The sequence below is a fragment of the Agrobacterium sp. Azo12 genome, assembly GCF_029193765.2.
Classification (GTDB): domain Bacteria; phylum Pseudomonadota; class Alphaproteobacteria; order Rhizobiales; family Rhizobiaceae; genus Agrobacterium.
This window is the reverse complement of the sequence record NZ_JARFYO020000001.1, coordinates 1,618,974-1,645,811: the sequence shown is the minus strand read 5'-3', so window position 1 is coordinate 1,645,811 and position 26,838 is coordinate 1,618,974. Positions and strand designations below refer to the sequence as shown.

20 protein-coding genes are annotated in these 26,838 nt (G+C 55.8%); 9 read left to right on the top strand and 11 right to left on the bottom strand.

Translation table 11 applies throughout. From position 1 onward, the window contains the following. The first annotated feature begins 88 nt into the window (after positions 1–88). From topA to rpmG, 6 genes are all read left to right on the top strand, one after another. Positions 89–2,782 (top strand): type I DNA topoisomerase, encoded by a 2,694-nt coding sequence (topA, locus tag PYL13_RS07700; protein WP_250982780.1) that lies wholly within the window; start codon positions 89–91, stop codon positions 2,780–2,782. Further along, positions 2,779–5,133, top strand: a complete 2,355-nt coding sequence (gene rnr / locus PYL13_RS07695) for a ribonuclease R (protein WP_275640922.1) — start codon at positions 2,779–2,781, stop codon at positions 5,131–5,133. Before topA ends, rnr begins: the two co-directional genes overlap by 4 nt. A gap of 38 nt (positions 5,134–5,171) precedes the next feature. After that, positions 5,172–5,615, top strand: coding sequence for a DUF983 domain-containing protein (locus PYL13_RS07690; RefSeq protein ID WP_275640921.1), 444 nt, complete (start codon positions 5,172–5,174; stop codon positions 5,613–5,615). Between the two features lie 3 nt (positions 5,616–5,618). Beyond that, entirely contained in the window at positions 5,619–6,296 is a 678-nt protein-coding gene (locus PYL13_RS07685; protein WP_275640920.1) for an NUDIX domain-containing protein, read from the top strand. An 8-nt stretch (positions 6,297–6,304) separates the two neighbouring features. After that, positions 6,305–7,489, top strand: a complete 1,185-nt coding sequence (locus PYL13_RS07680) for an MFS transporter (RefSeq protein WP_275640919.1) — start codon at positions 6,305–6,307, stop codon at positions 7,487–7,489. An 89-nt stretch (positions 7,490–7,578) separates the two neighbouring features. Further along, positions 7,579–7,746, top strand: coding sequence for a 50S ribosomal protein L33 (rpmG, locus tag PYL13_RS07675; protein ID WP_003496403.1), 168 nt, complete (start codon positions 7,579–7,581; stop codon positions 7,744–7,746). Between the two features lie 1,064 nt (positions 7,747–8,810). On the opposite strand, the gene PYL13_RS07670 is transcribed toward rpmG, so the two are convergent. Next, on the bottom strand, positions 8,811–10,181 hold the full coding sequence (locus PYL13_RS07670) for a PleD family two-component system response regulator (protein ID WP_275640918.1): 1,371 nt from the start codon (positions 10,179–10,181) through the stop codon (positions 8,811–8,813). A gap of 19 nt (positions 10,182–10,200) precedes the next feature. Then, on the bottom strand, positions 10,201–10,572 hold the full coding sequence (locus tag PYL13_RS07665) for a response regulator (protein ID WP_060641199.1): 372 nt from the start codon (positions 10,570–10,572) through the stop codon (positions 10,201–10,203). 131 nt (positions 10,573–10,703) lie between these two features. Between PYL13_RS07665 and PYL13_RS07660 the strand changes: the two genes are divergently transcribed. The 3 genes from PYL13_RS07660 to PYL13_RS07650 all read left to right on the top strand — a co-directional run bounded on the left by PYL13_RS07660 (position 10,704) and on the right by PYL13_RS07650 (position 13,732). Then, positions 10,704–11,012: a DUF3572 domain-containing protein gene (locus tag PYL13_RS07660; protein ID WP_275640917.1), complete on the top strand. Its 309-nt coding sequence runs from the start codon at positions 10,704–10,706 to the stop codon at positions 11,010–11,012. 96 nt (positions 11,013–11,108) lie between these two features. Further along, the gene (locus tag PYL13_RS07655) at positions 11,109–12,383 is read left to right on the top strand and encodes a DNA polymerase IV (RefSeq protein ID WP_275640916.1); all 1,275 of its coding nucleotides are present in this window, start codon (positions 11,109–11,111) and stop codon (positions 12,381–12,383) included. Between the two features lie 107 nt (positions 12,384–12,490). Next, positions 12,491–13,732, top strand: a complete 1,242-nt coding sequence (locus PYL13_RS07650) for a L,D-transpeptidase family protein (protein ID WP_275640915.1) — start codon at positions 12,491–12,493, stop codon at positions 13,730–13,732. Between the two features lie 66 nt (positions 13,733–13,798). Here the strand turns inward: PYL13_RS07650 and dnaE are convergent, their stop codons facing one another. From dnaE to nuoN, 9 genes are all read right to left on the bottom strand, one after another. Continuing rightward, positions 13,799–17,290 carry a DNA polymerase III subunit alpha gene (gene dnaE, locus PYL13_RS07645; protein WP_275640914.1) on the bottom strand — a complete coding sequence of 1,164 codons (3,492 nt, stop codon included), beginning with the start codon at positions 17,288–17,290 and terminating at the stop codon, positions 13,799–13,801. A 395-nt stretch (positions 17,291–17,685) separates the two neighbouring features. Further along, the gene (locus PYL13_RS07640) at positions 17,686–18,369 is read right to left on the bottom strand and encodes an ABC transporter ATP-binding protein (RefSeq protein WP_192487576.1); all 684 of its coding nucleotides are present in this window, start codon (positions 18,367–18,369) and stop codon (positions 17,686–17,688) included. A gap of 15 nt (positions 18,370–18,384) precedes the next feature. Then, positions 18,385–19,692 carry a lipoprotein-releasing ABC transporter permease subunit gene (locus tag PYL13_RS07635; protein WP_192487575.1) on the bottom strand — a complete coding sequence of 436 codons (1,308 nt, stop codon included), beginning with the start codon at positions 19,690–19,692 and terminating at the stop codon, positions 18,385–18,387. A 22-nt stretch (positions 19,693–19,714) separates the two neighbouring features. Beyond that, the gene (gene proS / locus PYL13_RS07630) at positions 19,715–21,037 is read right to left on the bottom strand and encodes a proline--tRNA ligase (protein WP_250982789.1); all 1,323 of its coding nucleotides are present in this window, start codon (positions 21,035–21,037) and stop codon (positions 19,715–19,717) included. Between the two features lie 705 nt (positions 21,038–21,742). After that, the gene (locus tag PYL13_RS07625; RefSeq protein ID WP_192487573.1) at positions 21,743–22,015 is read right to left on the bottom strand and encodes a DUF1467 family protein; all 273 of its coding nucleotides are present in this window, start codon (positions 22,013–22,015) and stop codon (positions 21,743–21,745) included. Positions 22,016–22,254: 239 nt separating this feature from the next. Beyond that, positions 22,255–22,659: a methylmalonyl-CoA epimerase gene (mce, locus tag PYL13_RS07620; RefSeq protein WP_259145207.1), complete on the bottom strand. Its 405-nt coding sequence runs from the start codon at positions 22,657–22,659 to the stop codon at positions 22,255–22,257. Positions 22,660–22,748: 89 nt separating this feature from the next. Beyond that, positions 22,749–24,416: a ribonuclease J gene (locus tag PYL13_RS07615; protein WP_192487571.1), complete on the bottom strand. Its 1,668-nt coding sequence runs from the start codon at positions 24,414–24,416 to the stop codon at positions 22,749–22,751. 198 nt (positions 24,417–24,614) lie between these two features. Then, positions 24,615–25,376, bottom strand: a complete 762-nt coding sequence (locus tag PYL13_RS07610) for a biotin--[acetyl-CoA-carboxylase] ligase (protein WP_275640913.1) — start codon at positions 25,374–25,376, stop codon at positions 24,615–24,617. 11 nt (positions 25,377–25,387) lie between these two features. Further along, complete coding sequence (gene nuoN / locus PYL13_RS07605) at positions 25,388–26,830, bottom strand: NADH-quinone oxidoreductase subunit NuoN (protein ID WP_259145215.1); 1,443 nt, start codon at positions 26,828–26,830, stop codon at positions 25,388–25,390. Between the last annotated feature and the right edge of the window lie 8 nt (positions 26,831–26,838).

Here is a 26,838-nt window from a genome sequence, read left to right as displayed (position 1 = left end):
CTGTCCATGTCGAAAGACTTGAGAGCCGTGTGTCGGCAAAGGGCGCGGCAGGAATTATTGGCGGAACCTTGTCCAGAGAAACAATAATATGAATGTCGTCGTCGTAGAATCTCCGGCCAAGGCCAAGACGATCAACAAGTATCTCGGCCCAGGCTACAAGGTTCTTGCATCCTTCGGACACGTGCGGGACTTGCCAGCCAAGGATGGCTCAGTGCTGCCCGACCAGGACTTTGAAATGTCCTGGGAGGTCGATAGCGCGTCGCAAAAACGCATGAAGGATATCGCCGATGCCGTGAAGGCATCCGATGGCCTTATTCTGGCAACCGACCCTGATCGCGAAGGGGAAGCCATTTCGTGGCACGTGCTGGACCTGCTCAAGAAAAAGCGGGTGCTGGGTGATAAGCCAGTCAAGCGTGTGGTGTTCAACGCCATCACCAAGAAGGCCGTGCTGGATGCCATGGCGCAGCCACGCGATCTCGACATTCCCTTGGTGGATGCTTATCTCGCCCGCCGCGCACTTGATTATCTCGTTGGCTTCAATCTTTCCCCCGTTCTGTGGCGCAAGTTACCGGGCGCCCGTTCGGCCGGCCGCGTTCAGTCGGTAGCCTTGCGTCTGGTCTGCGACCGCGAATCGGAAATCGAACGTTTCGTTTCCGAAGAGTACTGGAACCTTTCAGCGCTGTTGAAGACGCCGCGCGGTGACGAATTCGAAGCAAAGCTGGTGGCTGCCGATGGCAAGCGCCTGCAGGCCCGTGGCATCAAGACCGGCGATGACGCCAACCGCTTGAAAGCCCTTCTCGAAGGCGCGTCCTATGTCGTGGACAGCGTTGAGGCAAAGCCGGTCAAGCGCAATCCGGGCCCTCCCTTCACCACCTCTACCCTGCAGCAGGCCGCGTCGTCGCGTATGGGCTTTTCCGCCTCCCGCACCATGCAGGTGGCTCAGAAGCTTTATGAAGGTATCGACATTGGCGGCGAAACTGCCGGTCTGATTACCTATATGCGTACCGACGGTGTGCAGATGGCACCCGAAGCGATTGACGCTGCACGCAGTTCGATCGGCGAGCAGTTTGGTGCGCGTTATGTGCCGGACAAGGCGCGGTTCTATTCCACGAAGGCCAAGAACGCTCAGGAAGCGCACGAAGCCATTCGCCCGACAGATTTCAACCGCACGCCGGATCAGGTTAAGCGTTTTCTTGATCCTGATCAGTTCCGTTTGTACGATCTGGTCTGGAAGCGTGCGATCGCCAGCCAGATGGCGTCGGCTGAAATTGAACGTACCACCGTTGAAATTATTGCCACCAACAATGGCGAACAGGCTGGTTTGCGCGCAGTCGGCTCGGTCATCCGTTTCGACGGCTTTATTGCCGCCTATACCGACCAGAAAGAAGATGGCGAACAGAGTGACGACGGTGACGATGAAGGCCGTCTGCCACAGATCAATGCGCGCGAGAACCTCGCCAAGCAGAAGATCAATGCCAGCCAACACTTCACCGAACCGCCACCGCGTTATTCGGAAGCATCGCTGATCAAGAAGATGGAAGAACTCGGCATCGGCCGTCCTTCCACCTATGCCGCGACGCTGAAAACGCTTGGTGACCGCGAATATATCGTCATCGACAAGCGCAAGCTCATTCCACATTCGCGTGGACGTCTGGTGACGGCATTCCTCGAAAGCTTCTTCACCAAATATGTGGAGTACGACTTCACCGCAGATCTGGAAGAAAAGCTCGACCGGATTTCCGCTGGCGAACTGGACTGGAAGCAGGTTCTTCGTGATTTCTGGAAGGACTTCTTTGCACAGATTGAAGACACCAAGGAACTGCGCGTTACCAACGTGCTGGATGCCCTGAACGAAGTTCTGGCGCCGCTGGTGTTTCCAAAGCGCGAAGACGGTTCCGATCCGCGCATTTGCCAGGTTTGCGGCACAGGCAACCTGTCTCTCAAGCTCGGCAAATACGGCGCGTTTGTTGGTTGCTCCAACTATCCGGAATGCAATTTTACCCGGCAGTTGAACTCGGAAGGCGCGGAAGCAGATGCGGCCGCTCTCAACGAACCAAAAGCATTGGGTGCTGATCCGCATACTGGCGAAGAGCTGACACTGCGCTCGGGTCGTTTCGGACCGTACATACAGCGTGGCGAAGGCAAGGATGCCAAGCGTTCATCCCTGCCCAAGGGCTGGAAACCGGAAGAGATCGATCACGAAAAAGCACTGGCACTGATCAATCTGCCACGCGATGTCGGCCAGCATCCCGAAACCGGTAAAATGATTTCTGCCGGCATCGGTCGTTATGGTCCGTTCCTGCTGCATGATGGTGGTTATGCCAACCTTGAAAGCGTCGAAGACGTGTTTTCGATTGGTCTGAACCGTGCCGTGACCGTGATTGCCGAAAAGAAGGCTGCACCGGGACGTGGCCGTGGCTCGACGCCGGCTGCGCTGAAAACCTTGGGTGACCATCCGGATGGCGGCGCGATTACCGTACGTGACGGCCGTTTTGGTCCTTACGTCAACTGGGGCAAGGTCAACGCCACCATTCCGAAGGCGCAGGCCCCTGACAGTGTGACGATGGAAGAAGCCCTGGTGCTGATTGCCGAGCGCATTGCCAAGACCGGCACCGGTGGCAAGCCGGTAAAGGCGAAAAAGGCGACGTCGAAGGCCGCATCGGCTGATGGTGAGACCACGGCAAAGGCCAAGCCGAAGGCGGCAGCGAAAAGCAAGACAGCTGCCAAGCCCAAGACCGCGGCGAAAAAAGCTGCACCGAAAGCAAAGAAGGCGGAATCGTGAGCAAATCCCCACGCAAGACAACCGGCTCCTCCAACGATGGGTTCGGAAGAACAGGGCGTGGAAAACGGGTGAGCGAAAGCGAAAACATTGTGCACGGCCAGGTACCGCCGCGCGACGTGCTGCTGCGTTTTATTGCCGACCATCCCGAACAGGCATCGAAGCGCGAAATCGCCAAGGCTTTTGGCCTGAAAGGTGAAACACGTGTCGAACTGAAAGCCCTGCTGAAGGAGCTTGAAGTCGACGGCATGGTGCAGAAAAACCGCAAGTCGCTGGTACGGCCGGGTGCACTGCCGCCCGTCACCGTTCTCGACATTACCACCCGCGACAAGGATGGCGAACTGATTGCGCGGCCGGCCGAGTGGCTGGACGAACAGGGCGTTGCCCCTGCCGTGTTGATCCGCCAGTCATCGCAGGACCGTGGCAAGAAGGCGCCAACCGCCGGTCTGAACGACCGCGTGCTGGCCAAGATTTTCCCCGCCAAGGATCGTGGTGGCCCTGCCTATACGGCCCGCATCATTAAAATTCTTGACCGCCGTCAGGGTGCCCTGCTTGGCGTTTTCAAAGCCGCCCCTGGTGGCGGTGGACGCCTGATGCCGATCGAGCGCCGTGGCGATGAAATGGTCATCGACCCGGAAGGTGTTGGCACCGCGCAGGACGGCGATCTGATCGAAGTCGAAGTTGGCCGCAACAGCGGTCGTTATGGCCTGACACGCGCCAAAGTACTGTCGGTCGTAGGTTCCGTTGCGTCTGAAAAGGCGATCTCGATGATCGCCATCTATGCCCATGGTATCCCGCACATATTCCCGCAAGGTGTGATGGACGAGGCCGATGAGGCCAAGGCTGCGACAATGACGCACCGTGAGGACTGGCGCGACCTGCCGCTGATCACTATCGATCCGGCCGACGCCAAGGACCATGACGATGCGGTTTATGCCGAGCCTGATACATCGCCTGACAATCCCGACGGCGTGATCGTGACCGTGGCGATTGCCGATGTTTCCTGGTATGTCCGCACCGGCTCGCAGCTGGACAGGGAAGCGCTGAAACGCGGCAACTCCGTCTATTTCCCTGACCGCGTCGTACCGATGCTGCCGGAGCGTATTTCGAACGATCTCTGCTCGCTGAAGGAAGGCGTTGACCGCCCTGCCCTTGCGGTGCGCATGACCTTCTCCAAGGAAGGTCGCAAGGCTGGCCACACCTTCCATCGCATCATGATGAAGAGTGCGGCAAAACTCTCCTACCAGCAGGCGCAGGCCGCCATCGATGGCAAGCCTGATGACAAGACCGGACCACTGCTGGAGCCGATCCTCAAGCCGCTGTGGCATGCCTATGAGATCATGAAGCGCGGGCGTGATCGTCGCCAGCCGCTGGAACTCGACATGCCGGAACGCAAAATCCTGTTGCGCCCCAATGGCACGGTGGACAAGGTCATCATTCCCGAGCGGCTGGATGCCCACAAGCTGATCGAAGAAATGATGATCCAGGCCAATGTGGCCGCCGCTGAGACGCTGGAGAAGAAAAAGCAGCCGCTGGTCTACCGTGTTCACGACACGCCATCGCTTGCCAAACAGGAAACGCTGCGCGAGTTCCTCAACACACTTGGCATTTCCATGACCAAGGGTGGTGCCATGCGTGCCAACTCATTCAACGGTATTCTGGAGCGTGCCCTCGGCACGCCACACCAGATCATGGTCAATGAAATGGTGCTGCGCTCGCAGAGCCAGGCAATCTACAGCCCTGACAATATCGGCCACTTTGGCCTGAACCTGATGAAGTATGCCCACTTCACATCCCCGATCCGCCGATATGCCGACTTGATCGTGCACCGTGCGCTGGTCGGTTCGCTTGGCTTTGGTGAAGGCGGCATCACGCCAACCGAAGAAGGCATGCTGGACGATATTGCGGCCGAAATCTCGACATTCGAGCGCCGCGCCATGGCCGCCGAACGCGATACGATCAACCGGTTGATTGCCCACCACCTTTCCGAGCGGGTCGGCGAAGAATTTGAAGGCCGAATCTCCGGCGTCACAAAAGCGGGACTTTTTGTCGCGCTACCTGACTATGGTGCAGACGGCTTCATACCCATATCTACACTTGGCACGGACTATTTCATCTATGACGAGGCGCATCAGGCTCTGACAGGTGAAAAGACCGGGCTTGGCTATCAGCTTGGCGACACTGTTCAGGTTCGCCTCGCTGAAGCTGTGCCTCTGGCCGGTGCGCTTCGGTTTGAGATATTGAGTGAAGGTCGCAAAATGCCGACGGCTACGCGGTCCTTCCACAAGGCGGGTCGCAAAACCTCAAGAGTATCGGCAAAACCGGGTACACGGCCACCAAGACGGCGCAGATAACACGGGCGGATAAGAGCCGCCAGAAAAAGGAAGCAGTCATGAGTGCAGATAACAGCCATGATACCGTGACTTTTGGCGACTCGACAAACGACCGTCCCACAGGACGTTCCATCATGCGCGGTATTCGCGGCACCTGCCCGGCCTGCGGCAGTGGCAAGCTTTTCCGTGCCTGGCTGAAGCCTGTGCATGAATGTGCAGCCTGTGGCGAAGAAATGTACCACGAGCGGTCTGACGACCTGCCGCCCTATATTTCCATCGTGATTCTCGGCCACATTGCCGTTGGTGGTTTCATGATGACCGACATGATCATGGCCGTGGAGATGTGGGTACACTTTGCCATCTGGGTGCCAATTACCATTCTGGCTGCACTCGTGACGCTGCAACCGATCAAGGGCGGTGTCATCGGCCTGCAATGGGCGCTGAAAATGCATGGTTTCGGACGAGAGCCGGACAAGGTGCAAATCGACGGTTCATCGTTCTAAACAATGTCACCGGACAGGGGTGTAACGCTTCCGGAGCAACGTTTCGCGGCAACACGGCCGCGCGACGCCGCATCGATCATCCTGATAGACCGCAGCAGCGGTATCCATAAAATCCTGGTGGGTAAACGTGGAGCCGGACATGTTTTCATGCCCGGCGTTTATGTTTTTCCCGGCGGTCGGCGCGACCGTTACGACCACACCCTGCCCTTTACCGGCGATCTTGACCCCTTGGTGCATTCAGGACTGCGCAAACGCGTCACACGGCCACTGGGCGCCGGTGGCGCACGGGCGCTTGCGCTGGCAGCACTGCGCGAATTGCACGAGGAAACCGGGCTGCGCGCCAGTTCATCCACAACTCATGTGCCGGATCTTTCACGCCTGCGATTTGTGGCGCGCGCCATAACGCCACCTGGCCATATCAGGCGCTATGACACACGTTTCTTCTGCGCGTTTACCGATGAAGCCGGTGTGGATCCCGGTGCTTTACACGATACGGATGAACTTGTTGACGTGTCATGGCTTGACACGGACGCCCTTTGCAGTCTGAACATGGCGCAAATTACGCGCAGCATTCTCGAAGATGTCACAAAGCTCATGATAGTTGATCCAGCGCTATCCTTTGAAAACGCGGTACCGTTTTATTTCATGCGTCACGGACTTGCCGTCCGCGAGCACCTTTGAAGGTCTATATGACAAAGCCTGAAACCTGCGGTACCTATCCCACCGACAAAATTCACTGGCCTTCGCTCTTTGCGGCAATTGCCGCGATCAGCGCCGTTGGCGTGGCAATAGGGCTTGGCCTGCCGTTGCTGAGCATGATTCTCGAAAAGCGCGGCATATCGTCGACGATGATTGGGGTGAACTCTGCGATGGCTGGTGTAGCCTCGATGCTCGCCGCGCCGCTGACGTCAAGACTGGCGCATGATTGCGGTGTGGCGCGCACGATGATTATTGCCGTGTTCATCTCGGCCGTCAGCGCGCTGGGCTTTTATTTCGCTGACGCCTTCTGGATGTGGTTTCCGCTGCGCATCGTCTTCCATGGCGCGACCACCACGCTTTTCATTCTCTCCGAATTCTGGATCAATGCCACCGCCCCTCCCTCAAAGCGCGGCATGGTGCTTGGCATGTATGCTACCGGCCTTGCCGTTGGTTTTGCGGCCGGCCCTCTGCTGTTTTCGCTGGTTGGCAGTGATGGCATCACGCCGTTTGTGACAGGCGCAGGTGTAATCCTGCTGGCGGTGATTCCCATCTTCCTCGCCCGTAAGGAAAGCCCGCGGCTCGACGAAAAGCCGAATCATCACTTCGCCCGCTACATCTGGCTGGTGCCAATGGCCTCGGCCGCCGCCTTTGTGTTCGGATCGGTGCAGGCCGGAGGCCTTTCGTTGTTTCCGATCTATGCAACGCGCGAAGGTTTCAACGAATCGCAGGCAGCCCTGCTGCTGACGGTGATGGGTGTGGGCAACATGGCCTTCCAGATCCCGATCGGCCTGCTCTCCGATCGCCTCAAAGACCGGCGTCTGCTGCTGGGTTTGATGGCGCTTTTAGGCTTTGTCGGCACGCTAACCCTGCCATTTCTGGTGCAAAGCTGGGCTTTGCTGGCCTCCATGCTGCTTTTGTGGGGCGGCTGCGTCTCTGGCATGTACACCGTGGGCCTGACGCATCTGGGCTCACGCCTGACCGGTTCTGACCTTGTTTCAGCCAATGCAGCCTTCATTTTCTGTTATGCGATTGGCACGATCAGCGGTCCACAGATCGTTGGCGTGTCGATGGATTTGAACGGAACCAATGGTTTTGCTTGGGCTCTCGCCGCATTTTTCGCGTTTTATGTGGTTCTTTCCATTGCACGTTTGGTTTTGAAGTCAAAACAGGCTTGACTTTTTGGGCGCGATCCGTAGTTTCGCGCCAGATTTAGCCGGGATCGAACAGGTCAGCGGCTCACTATTTTGTTAAAGGCAGGACGACCATGGCGAAAGCTACAACAATCAAGATCAAGCTGCTGTCGACAGCCGACACCGGTACTTTCTACGTCACCACCAAGAACAGCCGTACGTTCACGGACAAGATGACGAAGACAAAGTACGATCCAGTCGTACGCAAGCACGTTGAATTCAAGGAAACGAAGATCAAGTAATCTTCTCCTGGAATTTGCAGTTTTCAAAAAGCGCGCTTTCATTCGAAAGTGCGCTTTTTGCATTGAGGCCCCTCGCCTGTTTTGTTTGGTGCATCACGACAGCACAAGCCATCATTTAGAGTGCGATGTCGTAATGAAAGCGGTGCTGTCGCTGGCGACGGTTCGACGCTGCCCCTTTTCCCACTCCACGACAGATATCACAGACATCATGCCGGCGGGGCGCAAGCGCGCACAAGCAGCCAGATGCCACATGCGTCCGGATGCAGCGGCCGTTATTTGCAGATAAGTTTTGACAGAGAAATGGGGGTCGGTCGGAGTTGCAGACGGTACGAGGAACCGTTTAGTGCACTCCAACCGACCGACCCCACGACCCAGGAGATGCGGCGGACCTGAGCATCATGGGGTATCTTACCAGGCTGGATACTGCGGCCTATAGACCAAGTAAAAACCAACCCTGAAACACCATAGACAAGTAACTTGCGGTTATTTCTGTCTCTGTGCTTGCACACAATTCACGAAAGTTATGCCGTTGAACCAAACGTCGCGCAAACGATGAAAAAAATCAACAACTTCTTAAAGCAATGCCAATTTGAAATGCAAATATGGTTAAATATGACCATAAGCGGCACAGTATTTATTTAAGAGAACATAGCACTTGCCTAAATAAAGTAAAATACACCCAAGTAAAAAATCTTTATTTTCCAAAGAACCGTAGTCTTGACTTGAAGAGCCGCGCGATCCGGCGAAAATGGTGAGAGCATCATCAAAAATCTGTGATGAAATATATCAATGAGTAGGCAGAGGAAATATTCCAACTGCCGCAACGTTACGTGACAAATTGACAAATCGCAAAAAAAGAGCGCGAAAATACAGGCACGAGACTATGCCTGATCGCTCAAAGATTGGGCCATGTTATCCACAAGCCAAATGATGGCAATACCTGAATTCTGAGGGCCGATAATTCGGGAATTCGAATACACACCGCTACCGCCCCTCTAAAGAGGCTCGAAAGGCGTGGCACCTAACGTTGGACTATATTGGTGACTGGATGTCGCGGCTGGCCGTCAGGCGGCGGCGGCCACAACGCGGTTACGCCCTGCCCGCTTGGCATCATAGAGCGCATTGTCTGCTTCTTTCAGAAGCTGTTCAGGCGTCTCGACATTTGGGCTGTTGCACGAGATGCCCAAAGACGCCGTGATATTGATTTCCTGGCCGGAGGAACGCAGGACGAAAGGTTTGCCCTCAATGCTCATACGCAGGCGCTCAGCGATGTTGGCGGCCATTTCCGCCGTAGTATCCGGCATGACCACAACAAACTCTTCTCCTCCATAACGGCAGGCCAGATCCGCACCGCGAACTGTGGCACGCAGGCGGGCGGCAAATTCCTTCAGGATTTCGTCGCCGGCATCGTGACCATAGGTGTCGTTGACCACCTTGAAGCGGTCAATATCGGTAATGCATACCGACAGTGACCGGCCACGGGTTGCGGCTCGGTTGAACAGCACCTTGAGGTGATTGTCGAGATAACGGCGATTATGCAGCCCCGTCAGGCCATCGGTGACGGCAAGCTCAATGGAGTGCTGCACGCTGCTGCGCAGGCGGTCATTGTAACGCTTGCGCTTCAATTGGGTGAGAGTGCGGGCCACAAGCTCGTTGGGATCCAGCGGACGGGTAATGTAATCGTTGACGCCAAGATCAAGCGCACGCACGACCATGTCCTCGCCACCCTGCTCCGCAATAAGCAACACTGGCAGGAAACGTGTACGGTCGAGCGAGCGCAACTGTGAGCACAGACGCAAGGGGTCGTAGTCATCAAGACTGCTGCTAACGATGACCAGTTCAAAGCCCTGCTCCGCAGCCTCGAAGATCGCCGCCTGCGCATCGGAAATGGCTGTCACTTCCGCGACTGGCTTCAACATCTTGATAATGCGTTCCTGAGAGTTCGCACGCGGATCGACCAGCAGCACCTGCCCCGGCTCCTCAATGCGACCTTCATCGCGCAGAAGGTCTTCAATGCCAATGGCACGCGCCGTTTCTGCGCGCATGCGCAATTCGTCGCTCATGGTTTTCAGGCGAACGAGGCTTTTGACGCGAGACACCAGTTGCAGGTCATTGACCGGCTTGGTCAAAAAGTCATCGGCACCGGCCTTGAGGCCACGTACGCGGTCGGACGGCTGATCGAGTGCGGTTACCATGACGACTGGAATATGCATGGTGCGGGGGTTGGATTTCAATCTTTCGCAGACTTCAAAACCATCCATGCCCGGCATCATGATGTCGAGGAGGACAATATCGACCTGGGTGTTGTTGCAAATTTCGAGTGCCTTGAAGCCGTCTTCCGCGGTCAGAACATCAAAATATTCAGCAAGCAGACGTGCTTCCAGCAACTTTACGTTTGCCGGTATATCGTCAACGACCAGAATTCTTGCTGTCATTATCAGTCCTCAAATGCCTTCAGGCATCGCCAAGGTAGGTTTTAATAGTTTCAATAAATTTGGGAACGGAGATCGGTTTGGAGACGTAAGCCTCACAGCCGCCCTGACGAATACGTTCTTCGTCACCCTTCATCGCAAATGCAGTTACGGCAATAACGGGAATGACGTGCAATTCATCGTCTTCCTTCAGCCACTTGGTCACTTCCAGACCGGACACCTCCGGCAACTGAATATCCATGAGAATGAGGTCGGGCTTATGTTTACGTGCCAGATCAAGGGCTTCCATGCCATTGCGTGTCTGGATCGTGGTATAACCCGACGCCTCGATCAAGTCGCGAAAGAGCTTCATGTTAAGCTCGTTGTCTTCAACTATCATGACCTGTTTTGGCATAGCGACAATTCCTCAATGCGCCTTGAAACCATGCCACCGACATATAAGTGTGTCGCAGAACCGATTCCATCGTATATAGTTTAACGACGCTAATGCGATTTGGTTGAAAAATAGGTAACTTCGGCGAAGAAATGCTGCGAGACAGAAAAACAAGTGCTGCCGCCACCGCAAAACCGGAAGAAACAGCCGCCGCCATACTTGGCTGGCTGGCCAATGAACCCGACTTGCTTTCCCGCTTTCTGGCGCTGAGTGGCCTGCAGGCCAATATGCTGCGACATGCCGCCAGCGACCCCGGCTTTTTTGCTGGATTACTTGATTTTCTGATGAGCCACGAGCCTGACCTGATGGCATTTTGCGCAGCAACAGAAACAAAACCCGAGGACGTTGCTGCCGCGTGGCACCATTTTTCCGGTCCGGGTCTCGATTCGGGTGTGTATTGAACCCACTCACCCGGGTTTCTTTTATAGGTCTGTCTTGAGTAAATTCCGGCAACAGAATAACGTGGCGAACGTTCATTCTTTGTTCCTGAGTTGACCATGACAAAACACGCCCCCGGTTTTTGCCGCGATTGTCTGGCCGGTCAGCCCGATGGTATTCGCCGTTGCCAGAAATGCGGCAGCCCTCGCCTTGTCTATCACGGCGAACTTTATGATCTCAGTCTGGCGCATATAGACTGCGATGCGTTTTACGCTTCGATCGAAAAGCGCGACAATCCTGATCTGATGGACAAGCCCGTGATCATCGGCGGTGGCAAACGCGGTGTCGTTTCGACCGCCTGTTACATTGCCCGCATTCATGGCGTTCGCTCGGCCATGCCGATGTTCAAGGCGTTGGAGGCCTGTCCCGAGGCGGTTGTCGTCAAACCCAACATGGAAAAATACAGCACGGTTGGCCGTCAGATCCGCAGCATGATGCAGGAACTGACGCCGCTGGTGCAGCCACTGTCCATAGACGAGGCATTTCTCGATCTGTCCGGCACCGAACTTCTGCATCATGATCCGCCTGCCCGCGTGCTGGCCAAATTTGCCAAGCGCGTGGAAAAGGAAGTCGGTATTTCGATTTCCGTCGGCCTGTCCTACTGCAAGTTTCTGGCGAAGGTGGCGTCAGACCTGCAAAAGCCACGCGGCTTTTCGGTGATCGGGCAAGAGGAAGCTGTCAGCTTTCTGGCCACCCGCCCCGTCACCACCATCTGGGGTGTCGGCAAGGCCTTTGCCGCGACGCTGGAGGCCGATGGCATTCGTTTGATAAGCCAGTTGCAGGTGATGGAAGAAGACACGCTCATGCGCCGCTATGGCACGATGGGACAGCGGCTTTACCGCCTGTCGCGGGGCATTGACGACCGCACGGTGCATAACAACGACCCGATCAAAAGCGTGTCGTCCGAAACGACTTTTTTCAACGATATTTCGCGGCATGAGGACCTTGTGTCCATTCTGCGATCGCTATCGGAGAAAGTTGCCTGGCGGTTGAAAAAGAGCGGCATAGCCGGGCATACCGTTGTTTTAAAAATGAAAACTTCCGATTTCAAAAGCCGCACCCGTAACAAACGACTGGATGACCCAACGCAGCTTGCAGATCGTATTTTCCGCACCGGTCTCAGCCTGCTGCAAAAGGAAACGGATGGTACGAAGTTCCGCCTGATCGGCATTGGGGTGTCTGATCTCAGCGATGGCCACATTGCCGATCCGCCCGATCTCATCGACCAGCAGGCGACACGGCGTGCGGCGGCGGAAGCTGCCATGGACAAGCTGCGCGACAAGTTTGGCAAGGCCAGCGTTGAGACCGGCTATACGTTCGAAGTGAAAAAGTAGGCTGTAAAACGGCGCAATTACACGAAGTCGTGAAGGCGCTTAAAAACTTCATTAAATGCTAATTGATAGACTCCAGGCCTCTGTATTGCGTTGGAGTAAGTAGCCCCATGGTATTGCGTCTTTTTCTGGGTGCTTGTCTTTTGTCGACTTCCGTACTGGCACAAAGTGCCTTTGCGTATGATTCCGCAGGACTGCAAATTATCGTCTCAAAAAGCACCCAGTCTCTTGCTGTTTATGACAATGGCGAACTGATAAAAACCTCAAAAGTTTCGACCGGCAAACCCGGTCATGACACGCCAACCGGCATTTTCTCAATTCTTGAGAAACGCAAATACCACGAATCGAATATCTATTCGAATGCGCCGATGCCCTTCATGCAGCGGTTGACATGGTCCGGTATTGCGCTTCACGAAGGCAAGGTGCCGAACTACCCTGCCTCGCATGGCTGTATTCGTCTGCCGGTCGGGTTTGCCCAATCGCTTTATGGCAAGACAGAGCGCGGCGTGCATGTGATCGTGTCAGAAAAACCGGTTGAGCCGCAGCGCATCTGGCACAGCACATTGTTCCAACCGTCCGTTGAACAGCCAGATGGCAATCTGCTGCTGTCCGATGTCGAGTTGCGTCCCGCCTCCTTCGATCCTTCATTGAAGGTGGAAGTGGCGATGAATGAACAGACCAATTCGGTGACGCCGGAAACGGTCGTTAAACCGAACACCAAACCGATGCGTATCCTGATTACACGACGCGGTGATCGGGAAAAGATGGTCGACATCCAGACCATGCTCAACACGCTTGGTTTTGACGCCGGTAAGACCGATGGCCAAATGGGACAGATGACCATCAGCGCCATCAATGGCTTCAAACGCTGGAAGGGCCTGAGCGAAAAAGGAACCGCTGTTACCGATGCATTCGTGACAGCGCTTTATGCGGCGAGCGGTTACGACGCCCAACCTGCCGGGCAGCTTCAGGTACGCCAGGACTTCAAGCCACTGTTTGAAGTGCCTGTTGGCATCAAGGACCCCAACCTGCCGCTTGGCACACATTTTATGGAAGCGACGGCCGTTGACCACGCCAATGGGCGGGCCGACTGGTATTCGATCACGCTCGAAAACCACCTGCCTGCCGCCACAATGCGCAGGCTCGGCATCGATGCGGACAAATTTGAATTGCAGGAAAGCGCCAGCGAAGTTCTCGACCGGATCGACATTCCCAAGGAAGCGCGCAAGCGCATCGAAGACCTGCTGGTCGCTGGCACATCGATTACCATTACCGACCTCAGTCACTTCCCCGAGACCGGACAGGGCACCGATTTCATTACCATCACCAAGACGATACGACGCCCGTCGTAACCGCCAGGTTTCGGTTCTTGCCTTATCGCCCCGCAGACAAAACGGGGCGATAACTGTTTTAAGGCCTTACATCAATTCAACATCGACAATGCCGGGCGCTGCCCGCAAGGCGGCGGCAATTTCCGGCGAGATGCGGAATTTTTCCGTCAACTCCACCTCGATCTCGCGCTGCCCGTCATCCTTGATCACGATGAAGGATACCAGCCCATCACCCTTGGCGTTGAGATGTTTGGCAATCATCTTCAACGGACCGGAATCGCGGACAAAAACCCGCAATGCCTTCTGCATCGAGACGGATTTTTCCTCGAGTGACTGAGCGGTCAGGATACGAAGGCCGATGCCTTCAGGGCGCTCATCCGCCTGAACGGTGATAACCAGCGATTTGCCAACTTCCAGCAGATCGCGGTACTGGCCAAGCCCTTCCGAAAACAGAACAGCCTCATACTGACCGGACGCATCCGAGAAGGTCACGATGCCCATCTTGTTACCGGTCTTGGTCTTGCGCTCCTGTTTTCCGGTTACCGTGCCAGCCAGACGACCGGCAGTCGCGCCCTGTTTTACCGCGACGGTGAAATCGGCAATGTTCTGCACACGTAACTTTTCGAGCGTCGCACGATAGGTATCGAGCGGATGGGCGGTCAGGTAAAAGCCAAGAACCTGATATTCTCGAAGCAGCTTTTCAGAAGCCAGAAATGGCGAGAAGGTTGGCAGTGCAAGCCGTTCCGGACCATTGGCGCCACCGGAGCCGAACATGTCCGACTGGCCGCTGACGCGGTTTTCCTGTGCCAGCTGCGCAAAACCGATAACGCGATCAAGGCCGCCGATCAGTTCGGCACGGTCACGTCCGAAACAATCGAAGGCACCGGCATTGATCAGGCTTTCAAACACACGCCGGTTGATCTGTTTTGGATCGATGCGCTGGCAGAAATCCTCAAGGCTGGCAAAGGGTTTGTCACCCCTCACCTCAACTATGTGGTCAACGGCGCCTTCACCGACGCCCTTCAAGGCCGCCAGCGAATAATAGATGCGGTTTTCACCCGTCTCGAACTTGCGGAACGACGTCTGCACCGAAGGTGCGACGATTTCGATCCCCATACGCGAGGCGTCCTGGCGGAAGTCGTTAATCTTTTCGGTGTTGGCCATATCAAGCGTCATCGAGGCGGCAAGGAATTCTACCGGATAATGCGCCTTCATATAGGCGGTCTGGTAGGAGACGATCGCGTAGGCAGCTGCGTGCGACTTGTTGAAGCCGTAGTTGGCGAACTTGGCCAGAAGATCGAAGATCGTGTCGGACTGCGCCTTCGACACGTTGTTCTTCATCGCGCCTTCGACGAAACGTTCGCGCTGCTTGTCCATCTCCTCCTTGATCTTCTTACCCATCGCGCGGCGAAGAAGATCGGCCTCGCCGAGGGAGTAACCGGAGAGAACCTGGGCGATCTGCATCACCTGTTCCTGGTAGATGATAACGCCCTGCGTTTCCTTCAGCAGGTGGTCGATCATCGGATGGATCGATTCCAGCTCTTCCTCGCCGTGTTTACGGGCATTGTAGACCGGAATGTTTTCCATCGGGCCCGGACGATAAAGCGCCACAAGCGCAATAATGTCCTCGATGCAGTCGGGGCGCATACCAATCAGCGCCTTACGCATGCCCGCGCTTTCCACCTGGAACACGCCGATGGTTTCACCACGCGAAAGCATTTCATAGGTCTTATGGTCATCCAGCGGAATGCCGGCCAGATCGACATGAATGCCGCGTTTGGCAACAAAATCCACCGCGACCTTCAACACGGTCAGGGTTTTCAGACCCAAAAAGTCGAACTTGACGAGACCGGCGCTTTCAACCCACTTCATGTTGAACTGGGTTACCGGCATGTCGGAGCGCGGATCGCGGTACATCGGCACCAGCTTTGACAGCGGACGGTCGCCGATCACGATACCGGCGGCGTGGGTCGAGGCGTGGCGGTAGAGACCTTCGATCTTCTGGGCAATATCCAGCAGGCGCGCCACCACGGGCTCGGCCTCTGCCTCTTCGCGCAGTCTCGGTTCTTCTTCGATTGCCTTGGATAGTGGCGTCGGGTTGGCCGGATTGTTCGGCACCAGCTTACAGATCTTGTCGACCTGACCGTAAGGCATTTCCAGCACACGACCAACGTCGCGCAGCGCCGCACGCGCCTGCAATGAACCGAAGGTAATGATCTGCGCTACCTGTTCGCGGCCGTATTTCTGCTGCACATAGCGGATCACCTCTTCGCGGCGGTCCTGGCAGAAGTCGATATCGAAGTCGGGCATCGAAACGCGTTCAGGATTGAGGAAGCGTTCGAACAGCAACGAGAAGCGCAGCGGATCAACGTCAGTAATGGTCAGCGCGTAAGCAACCAAAGAGCCCGCACCGGAACCACGGCCCGGACCAACCGGGATATCGTGGTTCTTGGCCCATTTGATAAAATCGGCAACGATCAGGAAGTAACCGGGAAATTTCATACGCTCGATAATGCCGAGTTCGAAGTCCAGTCGTTCGCGGTATTCTTCTTCGGTATAGCCAGCGGCAATACCGAGCTTTTCGATGCGCATATCCAGGCCTTCAACAGCCTGACGGCGCAGTTCTTCCGACTCCGCCTTTTCGGCGGCATCGGTATCGTCACTAGCGCCAGTAAAGCGCGGCAGAATGGGGCCGCGCTTTTTCAGCACGTAGGAGCAACGATGCGCCACTTCGACGGTGTTTTCCAATGCCTCCGGCAAATCGGAAAACAGTTTCACCATTTCCTCGCGGCTCTTGAGATAATGGTCTGGCGTCAGGCGAAAGCGGGTATCATCGGAGACGATCGCGTTGTGGGCCACGGCCATCAACGCATCATGGGCCTCGTAATCGGCGCGTGACGGAAAAAAGGCTTCGTTGGTGGCAACCAGCGGCACGTCGTTCACATAGGCAAGCGTCAAGACACGGCGCTCATGCGCCCGATCATAATTGCCCTGCCGCTGCAATTCCATATAAAGGCGATTGCCGAACAGGCCCTTGAGGGCCAGTAAGCGCTTCTCAGCCAAGGCGGTGTGCCCGTCTTTCAGGGCCATATCGACAGGGCCGCCAGAGGCGCCGGTCAGCACGATCAGCCCGTCATTATTGCCCTCTTCCAGCCAGGAGCGATTAACGCGTACCGACTGGCCACTTTCACCATCTAGATAAGCGCGACTGATGAGATCCACCAGACGCTCGTAACCCGCAGCGGTGGCTGCGAGGAACACAAGGGCGGGAAGTTTTGCGAGATTGTTCGAACGCCGTTCTTCAATGGCGTCTTCCATATCAACGGAAACCTGACAGCCGATAATCGGCTGCAAGCCCTCATCACGCGCCTTTTCCGAAAATTCCAGTGCCACGAACAGATTGTTGGTGTCGGTTATGGCAATGGCTGGCTGCCCATCGGACACCGCCTTGGACATAACCTTTTTAAGCGGCAACGCGCCTTCCAGAAGCGAATAGGCCGAGTGAACCCGAAGATGCACGAAACCAGGTGTTCCACCGGCCTGCCCTGCATTTCCATTGGTGGAATTGGTATCACTCATGCGCCGCATATCCCGTGTTCTGAATCACGGGGATTTTCTGATGTTCAGCCCGCAAAGTCCACAGCCAATAGCACAGAACAACGAGGACAACCGCACATACACGCTGTTATGTGCGGCAAAAATATCAGAGTGCAGTGAGGATCATAGAAAAGCTGGCAACAAAGACAGCGATGGAAGCGAAGGCGGCAACGTCACGGATCATGTCGGTCATTGTACTCTCCTTACTCGTTATGTTTCCAGTTTGTTCTCATTTTGTTTCAGAGTCAATACGTTTTTCTAAGTCTCTTTTAAATTCCGTTGCGGCATGAAAGTTCCCGCCTGATGTGCGCGCAAAAGAAAACCCGGCGCGGTGGCCGGGTTCTCCTCAAACTCAGGTCATGTGATGTGCGGCAAAATCAGAAGCTGACGATCTTGCCTTCGGAGATAGTGACGCGACGGTCCATGCGTGCGGCCAGATCGTGATTATGGGTCGCAATCAGCGCCGCAAGTCCTGACTGGCGCACCAGCGCCTCCAGTGCTTCAAACACATAATGGGCCGTCTCGGGATCGAGGTTGCCGGTCGGCTCATCGGCCAGCAACAGAAGCGGTGCATTCGCAACGGCACGGGCAATGGCTACACGCTGCTGTTCACCACCGGAAAGCTCAGCCGGACGGTGATCGGCACGGTGGCCAATCCGCATGTAGTCAAGAAGCTGTGCGGCGCGCTGACGCGCTTCCTTGTCGGAAAGACCGGCAATCAATTGCGGCATCATTATATTTTCAAGCGCGGTGAATTCCGGCAGCAGGTGATGGAACTGGTAGACGAAACCGATATCGCTGCGGCGGATTGCCGTGCGCTTGTCATCCGCCAATGTGCCACAAGGCAAACCATCGACATAAACCTCACCCTCGTCCGGGTGCTCCAGCAAACCAGCAAGATGCAGTAGCGTGGATTTACCCGTGCCCGACGGGGCGACCAGCGCAACAATCTCGCCACTTCGCAATTCGAACTCGGCATTGTTGAGAATATGGAGGACACTGTCGCCCTGCCCGTAACTTCTATGTACGCCCGTCAGCCGCAACGCGATGTTTCTGCTCATGATATGTCGCGTTCCTTATTCGTATCGCAGAGCCTGCACAGGATCGAGCTTTGAAGCCCGCCATGCCGGAAAGATCGTGGCAATGAACGACAGCGTCAACGCCATGATGACAACGGAAATGGTTTCACTGATATCCATTTCAGCCGGAAGCTGGCTGAGGAAATAGAGCTGCGGATCAAACAGCACCGTACCTGACACCCACGAGAAGAACTGGCGTATCGATTCCACGTTCAGGCAGACAATAACGCCGAGCAGAACACCGGCAAAGGTACCCACAAGACCAATCGCAGCACCGGTCATGAAGAAGATACGCATGACCGCACCGGAACTTGCACCCATGGTGCGCAGAATGGCAATGTCGCTACCTTTATCCTTCACCAGCATGATGAGGCCGGAAATGATGTTAAGCGCCGCGACAAGCACGATCAGCGTCAGGATCATGAACATCACGTTGCGTTCCACCTGAAGGGCCGAGAAGAAGGTCTGGTTACGCTGACGCCAGTCGGTGATGTAAATCTGCCGGCCTGCGGCTTCTTCCACCAGTGGACGCAGTGTATCAACCTGATCTGGATGCTCCACGAACAGCTCGATCGATTGCACCAGACCATCTGCATTGAAATAAAGCTGCGCTTCGGGAAGCGGCATGTAGACCATCGAGGCGTCATATTCCGACATACCGATCTCGAAAACGCCTGAGATCGTGTAGGATTTGACGCGCGGATTGACACCCATCGGCGTGATGTCGCCTTCCGGCGCAATCAGGGTGATCTGGTCACCGGCTGTGACACCAAGTGACGAGGCCAAGCGGGAACCGACCAGCACGCCCTCACCGGACATGTAACCCACGAGATCGCCGACCTTGATGTTGCTGGAAACCTCTTTCAGCTTCTCAAGGTCCTCGCCGCGCACGCCGCGCACCAGCGCGCCGCTGCCTGCACCGGCGCGCCCCTGCGCCAGCGTCTGACCTTCCACCAATGGCAGCGCCATGGTGATGCCCTTGATGCCTGCAAATTTCTTGGCCAGTTCGTCGTAATTGTTAAACGGGCTATCAATGGGCTGCACGACCATATGGCCGTTAATGCCCAGAATGCGGGAAATCAGCTCGGTGCGGAAACCGTTCATCACCGCCATGACGATGATGAGCGTTGCCACACCCAGCATAATGCCAACAAAAGAAAAACCGGCGATCACCGAAATGAACGCCTCCTTGCGGCGGGCGCGCAGGTAGCGCCACGCGACCATGCGCTCAAAGGCCGAAAACGGCCGCGCAGCGGTATCCTTCACGGATTGACCAGCAGCGTTGTCAGCCCCGGCTTGTGCCATCTCGTCTCCCCGCCTCAGCCGTTCAGCCGAGGACCCTGTTCAATGCTGCTTCGATCGTGACGTTTTCACGTTCGCCGGTCTTGCGGTTTTTCACTTCAACTTCACCATTGGCAACCGAACGTGGTCCAACGATGATCTGCAACGGAACACCGATCAGATCGGCCGTTGCGAACTTCTGACCGGCACGGTCGTCGGTATCGTCGTACAGCACATCCTTGCCGGCATTTGTCAGCGTATAATAAAGCTTTTCGCATGCGGCGTCTGTCGATGCATCGCCTGCCTTCATGTTGATGATGACAACATCAAATGGGGCAACCGAATCCGGCCAGATGATTCCGTTTTCGTCATGCGATGCTTCAATGATGGCGGGAACAAGGCGTGTTGGTCCGATGCCATAGGAACCCATGTGGACAAGGTGTTCCTTGCCATCCGGACCCTGCACCTTCGCACCCATCGGCTCGGAATATTTGGTGCCGAAATAGAAGATGTGGCCAACTTCGATACCGCGTGCCGAAATGCGCTTGTCTTCCGGCATCGCGTCGTAAGCGGCTTCATCATGCATTTCAGACGTGGCAGCGTAATCCGAGGTCCAGTCGTCAAACACCGCCTGCAGGCCAGCGACATCATCGAAATTGGTGTCGGCAGCAGGAATGTCGCGGTCGAGGAAGCTCTTGTGGCAGAACACTTCCGATTCACCGGTGTCGGCCAGAATGATGAATTCATGGCTATGGTTGCCACCGATTGGGCCAGTATCAGCACGCATTGGGATGGCGCGCAGACCAAGACGCGAGAAGGTGCGCAGGTACGCGGTGAACATCTTGTTATAGGAATGAATGGCGCCTTCCTTCGTCAGGTCGAAGGAATAGGCATCCTTCATCAGGAACTCGCGCGAGCGCATGGTGCCGAACCGTGGACGCAGCTCATCACGGAACTTCAGCTGAATGTGGTAGAGGTTCAGCGGCAGGTTCTTGTAGGATTTGACGTAAGAACGGAAAATGTCGGTGATCATTTCCTCGTTGGTTGGGCCATACAGCATCTGGCGATCCTGACGGTCCTTGATGCGCAGCATTTCCTTGCCGTAATCCTCATAACGGCCGCTCTCCTGCCACAGCTCTGCGGACTGCAGTGTTGGCATCAGCAGTTCGACGGCGCCAGCACGGTTCTGTTCTTCACGCACGATCTTGTTGACCTTGTCGAGAACGCGCTTGCCCAGTGGCAGCCAGGAATAAATGCCCTGCGAATGCTGGCGGATCATGCCTGCACGCAACATAAGGCGATGCGAAACGATCTCCGCTTCCTTGGGATTTTCCTTGAGGATGGGCATGAAATAACGGCTGAGACGCATATCGGATTCCGTGACTTTGGCGATCCGGACTCTCCTGCCGGGAATCGCCGCAACAAAGGGCTGTTTGCGCCGTTCATAAACGTTTCCCAGACAGAAGGAAACCCGGCACTGGACAACACCAGAAACCACGCACATGACGATTTTGCGACATCAATATCCACTATTACTGATTGTCGCAGAATATTTTTGTCGCTTGCGTTGCGACATATCGCCCAATAGGGAATTTTTTGCCGACTGTAGCAAAAATGCAAAAAATCTAATGACAAGCATCGGAGATTGGGCTAGCTTTAGCTCATAAAACAGGCATGAAGAACAAATTCCTGCCAATTTCGCGGTCAGTCTTGGGAGGATCAGATCTTAGGCGCGCTTCGTCGCTGCCCCGGCAACGGTTACAGATCACGCGAAAATTAGAAAACAAGGCTTCAACGCCTTGTTTTTTTTTGCCTTTTAGCAACCCCTTAAACCGGGCGACGCAAATTTCGGCCAAATTGCGACTGTCAAGTCCACTAAATCACTCGAAATACTCTGTGCCGCATGTTCATGACAGGCATGTGACGGCAAATTTGTTGTAAAAAGACTCATCCCCTCACAAATAAGGGTCGAGCATCCACCTGCACTGATTTCGGCGTCGAAACCCGCCACTTTGCACACTCTCACAGTGTCCAGAAAACGCTGTCTGTGTGGGAGATGATCCAGCGTGCAACATCACCGATTGAACATCGGGAACAGTTCGAAGATGTCTTCCAACTCAAAATTGAACCACCACGTTAAAACCAGCCACGACGCAAGCAGTGCGGCTGAAACGGCGGTGTTGAGCGCGATGACCTTCAAACCGCGGAAACGGGCTGGTGCACTCGCCACTGTGCCGGGTTCAACCGCCCCCTCTTCCGCCTGCGTCCGCAAACCAATGGGCAGCACGATAAACAGCGTGGTCCACCAGATGACGAAGTAGATTGCGAAATACGAGAGAACGGTCATGGGCACCTGCTATCCGGTTTGGAGCGCATCTTTCCCGACTGGTAAGTGCGACGGGAAGACAGGCTGTTATGGGCAACTATAGGCAAACAAGGCTGGCGCACAAACAATGTTTTCAACAGTCTTTTGTGGCCAAGCGCATAAATTGATTCACTTTTTCGCGGCAAGGCATTGTTTTAGAATCGCTTTATCAAACGCCAAGAATTGAGAAACCACTTGAAGTGCGGCTTGCCAGATCTGTTTCAGACCTGCTCAAGCTCGATCAGCGTGCCGAAAAAATCCTTGGGATGGAGAAACAGCACCGGTTTGCCATGCGCACCGATTCTGGGCTCACCATCGCCCAAAACACGCGCGCCGGACTGTTTCAGCTGGTCACGTGCAGCAAGGATGTCCTCCACCTCGTAACAGATGTGATGCATGCCACCGGCGGGATTTTTAGCGAGAAAGGCAGCAATCGGCGACGCGTCGCCAAGCGGCTCCAGCAGTTCAACCTTGGAATTGGGAAGTTCGACAAACACCACGGTTACGCCGTGTTCCGGCAAAGCCTGCCGTTCCGACAGGCTGGCACCCAGCATCTGGCCGTAGGCCGCCTCCGCCGCGCCAAGGTCAGGCACCGCAAGTGCCACATGGTTGATACGTCCGAGCATAGCCTCCTCCCCGAAGCCTGTGGGCCGACAGGATATGGGCAGTTCTTCCTGCCCATATCATTTTACAATGACGGTCTGGCCATCGTCTGTCAGACTTTGGTCAGAAATACCGTCACAACAGGCTTTTTGCCCCAGCTCTGGTGCGCTGTGGAACGCACAGCGCGGCGCACCGCTTCGCGTACCATGTCGAGGTCCTTGCGCTTGCTGCGTGGAATGCTCTCCACAGCGCCAAGAACGGCGTCATAAAGCGTGTCTTCCATATCCTCGCCTTCGTCATCGAACTCCGGCAGGCCAAAAGGCACAACGTCCGGATCGCCAACAAAGTCGAAACGGCTGTCGAGCACGACGTTGACAGAGACATGCCCCGCGAAGGACAGCTTGCGTCGGTCGCCGATGCCCATTTCCTCGAAATCACCCATCAGCTTACCGTCCTTGAAGACGCGGCCATGCGGCGCATCATCAATGACCTCTACCGGGCCGGGTGCCAGGCGCAGGATATTGCCGTTGCGAACCTTTGGCACAGTCGCAATACCGGCCTGCTCTGCCAGCTCCTTCTGGGCCACCAGATGAGCGGCTTCACCGTGAACAGGCACGAGAATCTGGGGACGGGTCCACTCATACATTCTCAACAGTTCGTTGCGACGGGGGTGACCGGAGACATGCACCAGCGCCTCATTGTCGGTAACGATATGCACGCCCTGCTCGATCAGGCCGTTTTTGATATCGATAATGGCCTTTTCATTGCCCGGAATGGCACGGGAGGAGAACACCACCGTATCACCTGCGGCCAGCGCCACATTGCGCATCTCATCGCGTGACAGCTTGGCAAGTGCGGCGCGCGCCTCGCCCTGCGAACCGGTGAGGATCAGCACCACCTTGTCACGTGGGATGTAACCATACTCATCTTCCGCGAGGAATGGCTTGATGCCTTCCATGATACCGATGTCGTGGGCAACGTTGACAACGCGCTTCAGCGAACTGCCAAGCAGCAGCACTTCACGGCCAGCGGCTTCCGCCGCCTGCGCAATCGACCGGATACGGCCAACATTGGAAGAGAAGGTGGTAATGGCCACCCTGCCCTCGGCATTTTCAATGATCTGGCGCAGACCTTCCGACACTTCATGTTCGGATGGCGAAACACCGTCACGGAGCGCATTGGTACTGTCGCACATCAGTGCCAGTACGCCCTCATCACCCAGCGCACGGAAACGGGCCTCATCGGTCAAAGGCCCAAGTGACGGTGCGTCATCGATTTTCCAGTCGCCGGTGTGAATGACGTTACCCAGTGGCGTACGGATAACAAGCGACATTGGCTCGGGGATGGAATGGTTGACGCCCACGGCCTCAATTTCAAATGGCCCGACATTGATACGGTCGCCAGCCTTGAACGGCGTGATCGGGATTTCAGCACGGGTGCCTTCGTAATTGCGCTTGGCTTCCAGCATGCCTGCCGTAAAGCCCGAGGCGAAGACCGGCACGTTGAGGCCCGGCCACAGATCATTGAGCGCGCCGTAATGGTCTTCATGGGCATGGGTAATGATGATGCCCTTGAGATTGTTTTTCTGCGCCTCGATGTAGCTGATGTCAGGCAGCACCAAATCAACACCCGGCAGATCCAGACCGGCAAAGGTTACACCGCAGTCCACCATGATCCACTGGCGTTTGGCAGCCGGGCCGTAACCATACAGCGCCAGGTTCATACCAATTTCGCCAACACCACCCAGTGGCAGGAATACGAGTTCATCCTGTTTCGACATCGTTCTTTTCCATATCGCGGCGAAACGGGACCGGTACCGGTCGTTGTTTCATCACCGCTTGCAAACATCGGCATTTACTTAAAACCGCCAGTTTCACGGAGCCGATGCGCACCCGCTGTGACGCCTTGCGATTACCGAGCTGCAAGGATGCTCCAAGTCCAAAGGTGTTGCCTGCGATACCGAAGTTGCGGTTACCGGTCAGGTGCCACCAAAAAATACATCGCCGGCGGCAATGGCGCGTGAGGGGCCATCGTCTTCGTCCAGCAGAAGGAAACCATTATCATCAATTCCGGTGAAGCGCCCGGAAATGGAACGATCCGGCAGATTGACGGTAATCCGCTCACCAATACCGCAGGCCGCAGCCCGCCAGGCATTCATGATCTCGGCAACACCCTGCCCGCGGTTCCAGATTTCCAATACAGACGCCGTTTCGCGGAACAGATGGGCAAACAATTCATCGGGTGAACAGGACGCACCATGTTCCGACAACATCGTCACCGGATAGGCCGGATTATCAGGCTTGTGGGCGATATTGATGCCAATACCGCCGACAACGGCGCGGCGTCCGTCACTCAAGAATTCCGCTTCCATCAGGATGCCACAGGTCTTCTTGCGACCAATCAGGACATCATTCGGCCATTTGATCTCCAGTGGCTGTCCACCTGTTGGCAAAACCGTGCGCAGCGCACGATAAACACCAAGCGCAAAGGCCAATGGCAAGGAGCCCATTTGTTCAGGCGCAGATGGATCGATCAGAAGAAGGGAAGCGTAGAGATTGCCGCGCTCTGAGACCCAGGGTCTGCCGCGCCGGCCACGCCCGCCTGTCTGGCGGGCGGCGGTAACCCAGAGATTACCAGTTTCGCCCGCTTTTGCGCGGGCGAAACATTCAATGTTGGTAGATGAGGTTTCATCCAGACCCTCGTGCCGGAATTCATCAAGGAAATTCCGGCCGGGTCTCATGCTGGTTCCGCTCAAAAGAATGTCTTGGCTGCAGCGTTGACTGCGTTACCGACAGGTCCGCCGAACAGAATGAAGCCAAGAACGAAGAGACCGGACAGCGCATACACAATGCGGTGTTCGATAGCCGGGCGCTCAAACTCACCCTTTGCATCGTCAAACCACATTACCTTGACCACACGCAGGTAGTAGAATGCACCAACAACCGAGCCAACCACACCGATGATAGCCAATGCGTAGAGCTTGGCTTCGATGGCTGCCAGGAACACGAAGTACTTACCGAAGAAGCCTGCCAGCGGCGGAATACCGGCCAGCGAGAACATCAGTGCGGTCAGGACAACGGCCATGAACGGGTTGGTGGAGGACAGGCCTGCGAGGTCGTCGACATTCTCGACATTGCCGATTTCCTTGCGGCGCATGGACAGAATGCAAGCGAAGGTGCCGAGCGTCATGACCATGTAGACCGTCATGTACATGACAACACCAGAGATGCCCGCTTCTGTGCCAGCAGCAAGACCAACCAGCGCGTAACCCATGTGACCGATGGAGGAATAGGCCATAAGACGCTTGATGTTGCGCTGGCCGATAGCGGCAAACGAACCAAGCAACATGGATGCGATCGAGATGAACACGACGATCTGCTGCCAGTCTGCAAATACCGGCTGGAAGGCTTCAACCACGATGCGGACCAGAATGGCCATCGCGCCGATTTTCGGAGCAGCGGACAGGAACGCAGTAACCGGGGTTGGTGCGCCTTCGTAAACGTCTGGCGTCCACATGTGGAACGGAACGGCAGAGATTTTGAATGCGAGACCGGCCAGCACGAACACCAGACCGAAGACCAGACCGAGCGAACGGGTTTCAGAGGTCAGAACCTTGGCAATTTCTTCAAAGCCAGTGTTGCCGGTGAAGCCATAGACCAGCGACATGCCGTAGAGCAGCATGCCGGAGGACAGCGCGCCGAGCACGAAGTACTTCAAACCAGCTTCCGTGGAGCGCAGGCTGTCACGGTTGATGGCGCAGATGACGTAGAGAGCAAGCGACTGAAGTTCCAACGCCATGTAGAGCGAGATCATGTCGTTTGCCGAGATCATCAGCAAGATGCCGAGGGTGGCAAGCACCAGCAGCACCGGATATTCGAAGCGCCCTATCGGCTCAACGCGGTTGTGGCCGATGGTCAGGATCATCGCCACGATCGAACCGATCAGGGCAATCACCTTCATGAAGTTACCGAAAGCGTCGGCGATGAAAGCGCCGCCGAAAGCGACGCCACTTGCGGGGTTAAAGACGATCCAGAGACCCGCAATGACGAGCAGCGCAACTGCGAGGCCCGTGACTGTCGTTGTCGACTTGTCGCCCGAGAATACGCCAACCATGAGCAACGCCAGGGCGCCGACCGCAAGGATCAGTTCCGGTGTCGCGATATGCAGACTGGCTAAGAGGAGTTCAGCGGTCATGTCCAACG

What these genes read in the sequence shown, in the direction of transcription:
- PYL13_RS07665 (WP_060641199.1), bottom strand. Translation starts at nt 10,572, where the DNA reads ATGCCAAAACAGGTCATGATAGTTGAAGACAACGAGCTTAACATGAAG.
- PYL13_RS07690 (WP_275640921.1), top strand. Translation starts at nt 5,172, where the DNA reads ATGAGTGCAGATAACAGCCATGATACCGTGACTTTTGGCGACTCGACA.
- mce (WP_259145207.1), bottom strand. Translation starts at nt 22,659, where the DNA reads ATGCTCGGACGTATCAACCATGTGGCACTTGCGGTGCCTGACCTTGGC.
- PYL13_RS07635 (WP_192487575.1), bottom strand. Translation starts at nt 19,692, where the DNA reads ATGGCACAAGCCGGGGCTGACAACGCTGCTGGTCAATCCGTGAAGGAT.
- topA (WP_250982780.1), top strand. Translation starts at nt 89, where the DNA reads ATGAATGTCGTCGTCGTAGAATCTCCGGCCAAGGCCAAGACGATCAAC.
- nuoN (WP_259145215.1), bottom strand. Translation starts at nt 26,830, where the DNA reads ATGACCGCTGAACTCCTCTTAGCCAGTCTGCATATCGCGACACCGGAA.
- PYL13_RS07650 (WP_275640915.1), top strand. Translation starts at nt 12,491, where the DNA reads ATGGTATTGCGTCTTTTTCTGGGTGCTTGTCTTTTGTCGACTTCCGTA.
- dnaE (WP_275640914.1), bottom strand. Translation starts at nt 17,290, where the DNA reads ATGAGTGATACCAATTCCACCAATGGAAATGCAGGGCAGGCCGGTGGA.
- PYL13_RS07655 (WP_275640916.1), top strand. Translation starts at nt 11,109, where the DNA reads ATGACAAAACACGCCCCCGGTTTTTGCCGCGATTGTCTGGCCGGTCAG.
- PYL13_RS07685 (WP_275640920.1), top strand. Translation starts at nt 5,619, where the DNA reads ATGTCACCGGACAGGGGTGTAACGCTTCCGGAGCAACGTTTCGCGGCA.
- PYL13_RS07625 (WP_192487573.1), bottom strand. Translation starts at nt 22,015, where the DNA reads ATGACCGTTCTCTCGTATTTCGCAATCTACTTCGTCATCTGGTGGACC.
- proS (WP_250982789.1), bottom strand. Translation starts at nt 21,037, where the DNA reads ATGCGTCTCAGCCGTTATTTCATGCCCATCCTCAAGGAAAATCCCAAG.
- PYL13_RS07610 (WP_275640913.1), bottom strand. Translation starts at nt 25,376, where the DNA reads ATGAGACCCGGCCGGAATTTCCTTGATGAATTCCGGCACGAGGGTCTG.
- PYL13_RS07640 (WP_192487576.1), bottom strand. Translation starts at nt 18,369, where the DNA reads ATGAGCAGAAACATCGCGTTGCGGCTGACGGGCGTACATAGAAGTTAC.
- rpmG (WP_003496403.1), top strand. Translation starts at nt 7,579, where the DNA reads ATGGCGAAAGCTACAACAATCAAGATCAAGCTGCTGTCGACAGCCGAC.
- PYL13_RS07670 (WP_275640918.1), bottom strand. Translation starts at nt 10,181, where the DNA reads ATGACAGCAAGAATTCTGGTCGTTGACGATATACCGGCAAACGTAAAG.
- PYL13_RS07615 (WP_192487571.1), bottom strand. Translation starts at nt 24,416, where the DNA reads ATGTCGAAACAGGATGAACTCGTATTCCTGCCACTGGGTGGTGTTGGC.
- PYL13_RS07660 (WP_275640917.1), top strand. Translation starts at nt 10,704, where the DNA reads ATGCTGCGAGACAGAAAAACAAGTGCTGCCGCCACCGCAAAACCGGAA.
- PYL13_RS07680 (WP_275640919.1), top strand. Translation starts at nt 6,305, where the DNA reads ATGACAAAGCCTGAAACCTGCGGTACCTATCCCACCGACAAAATTCAC.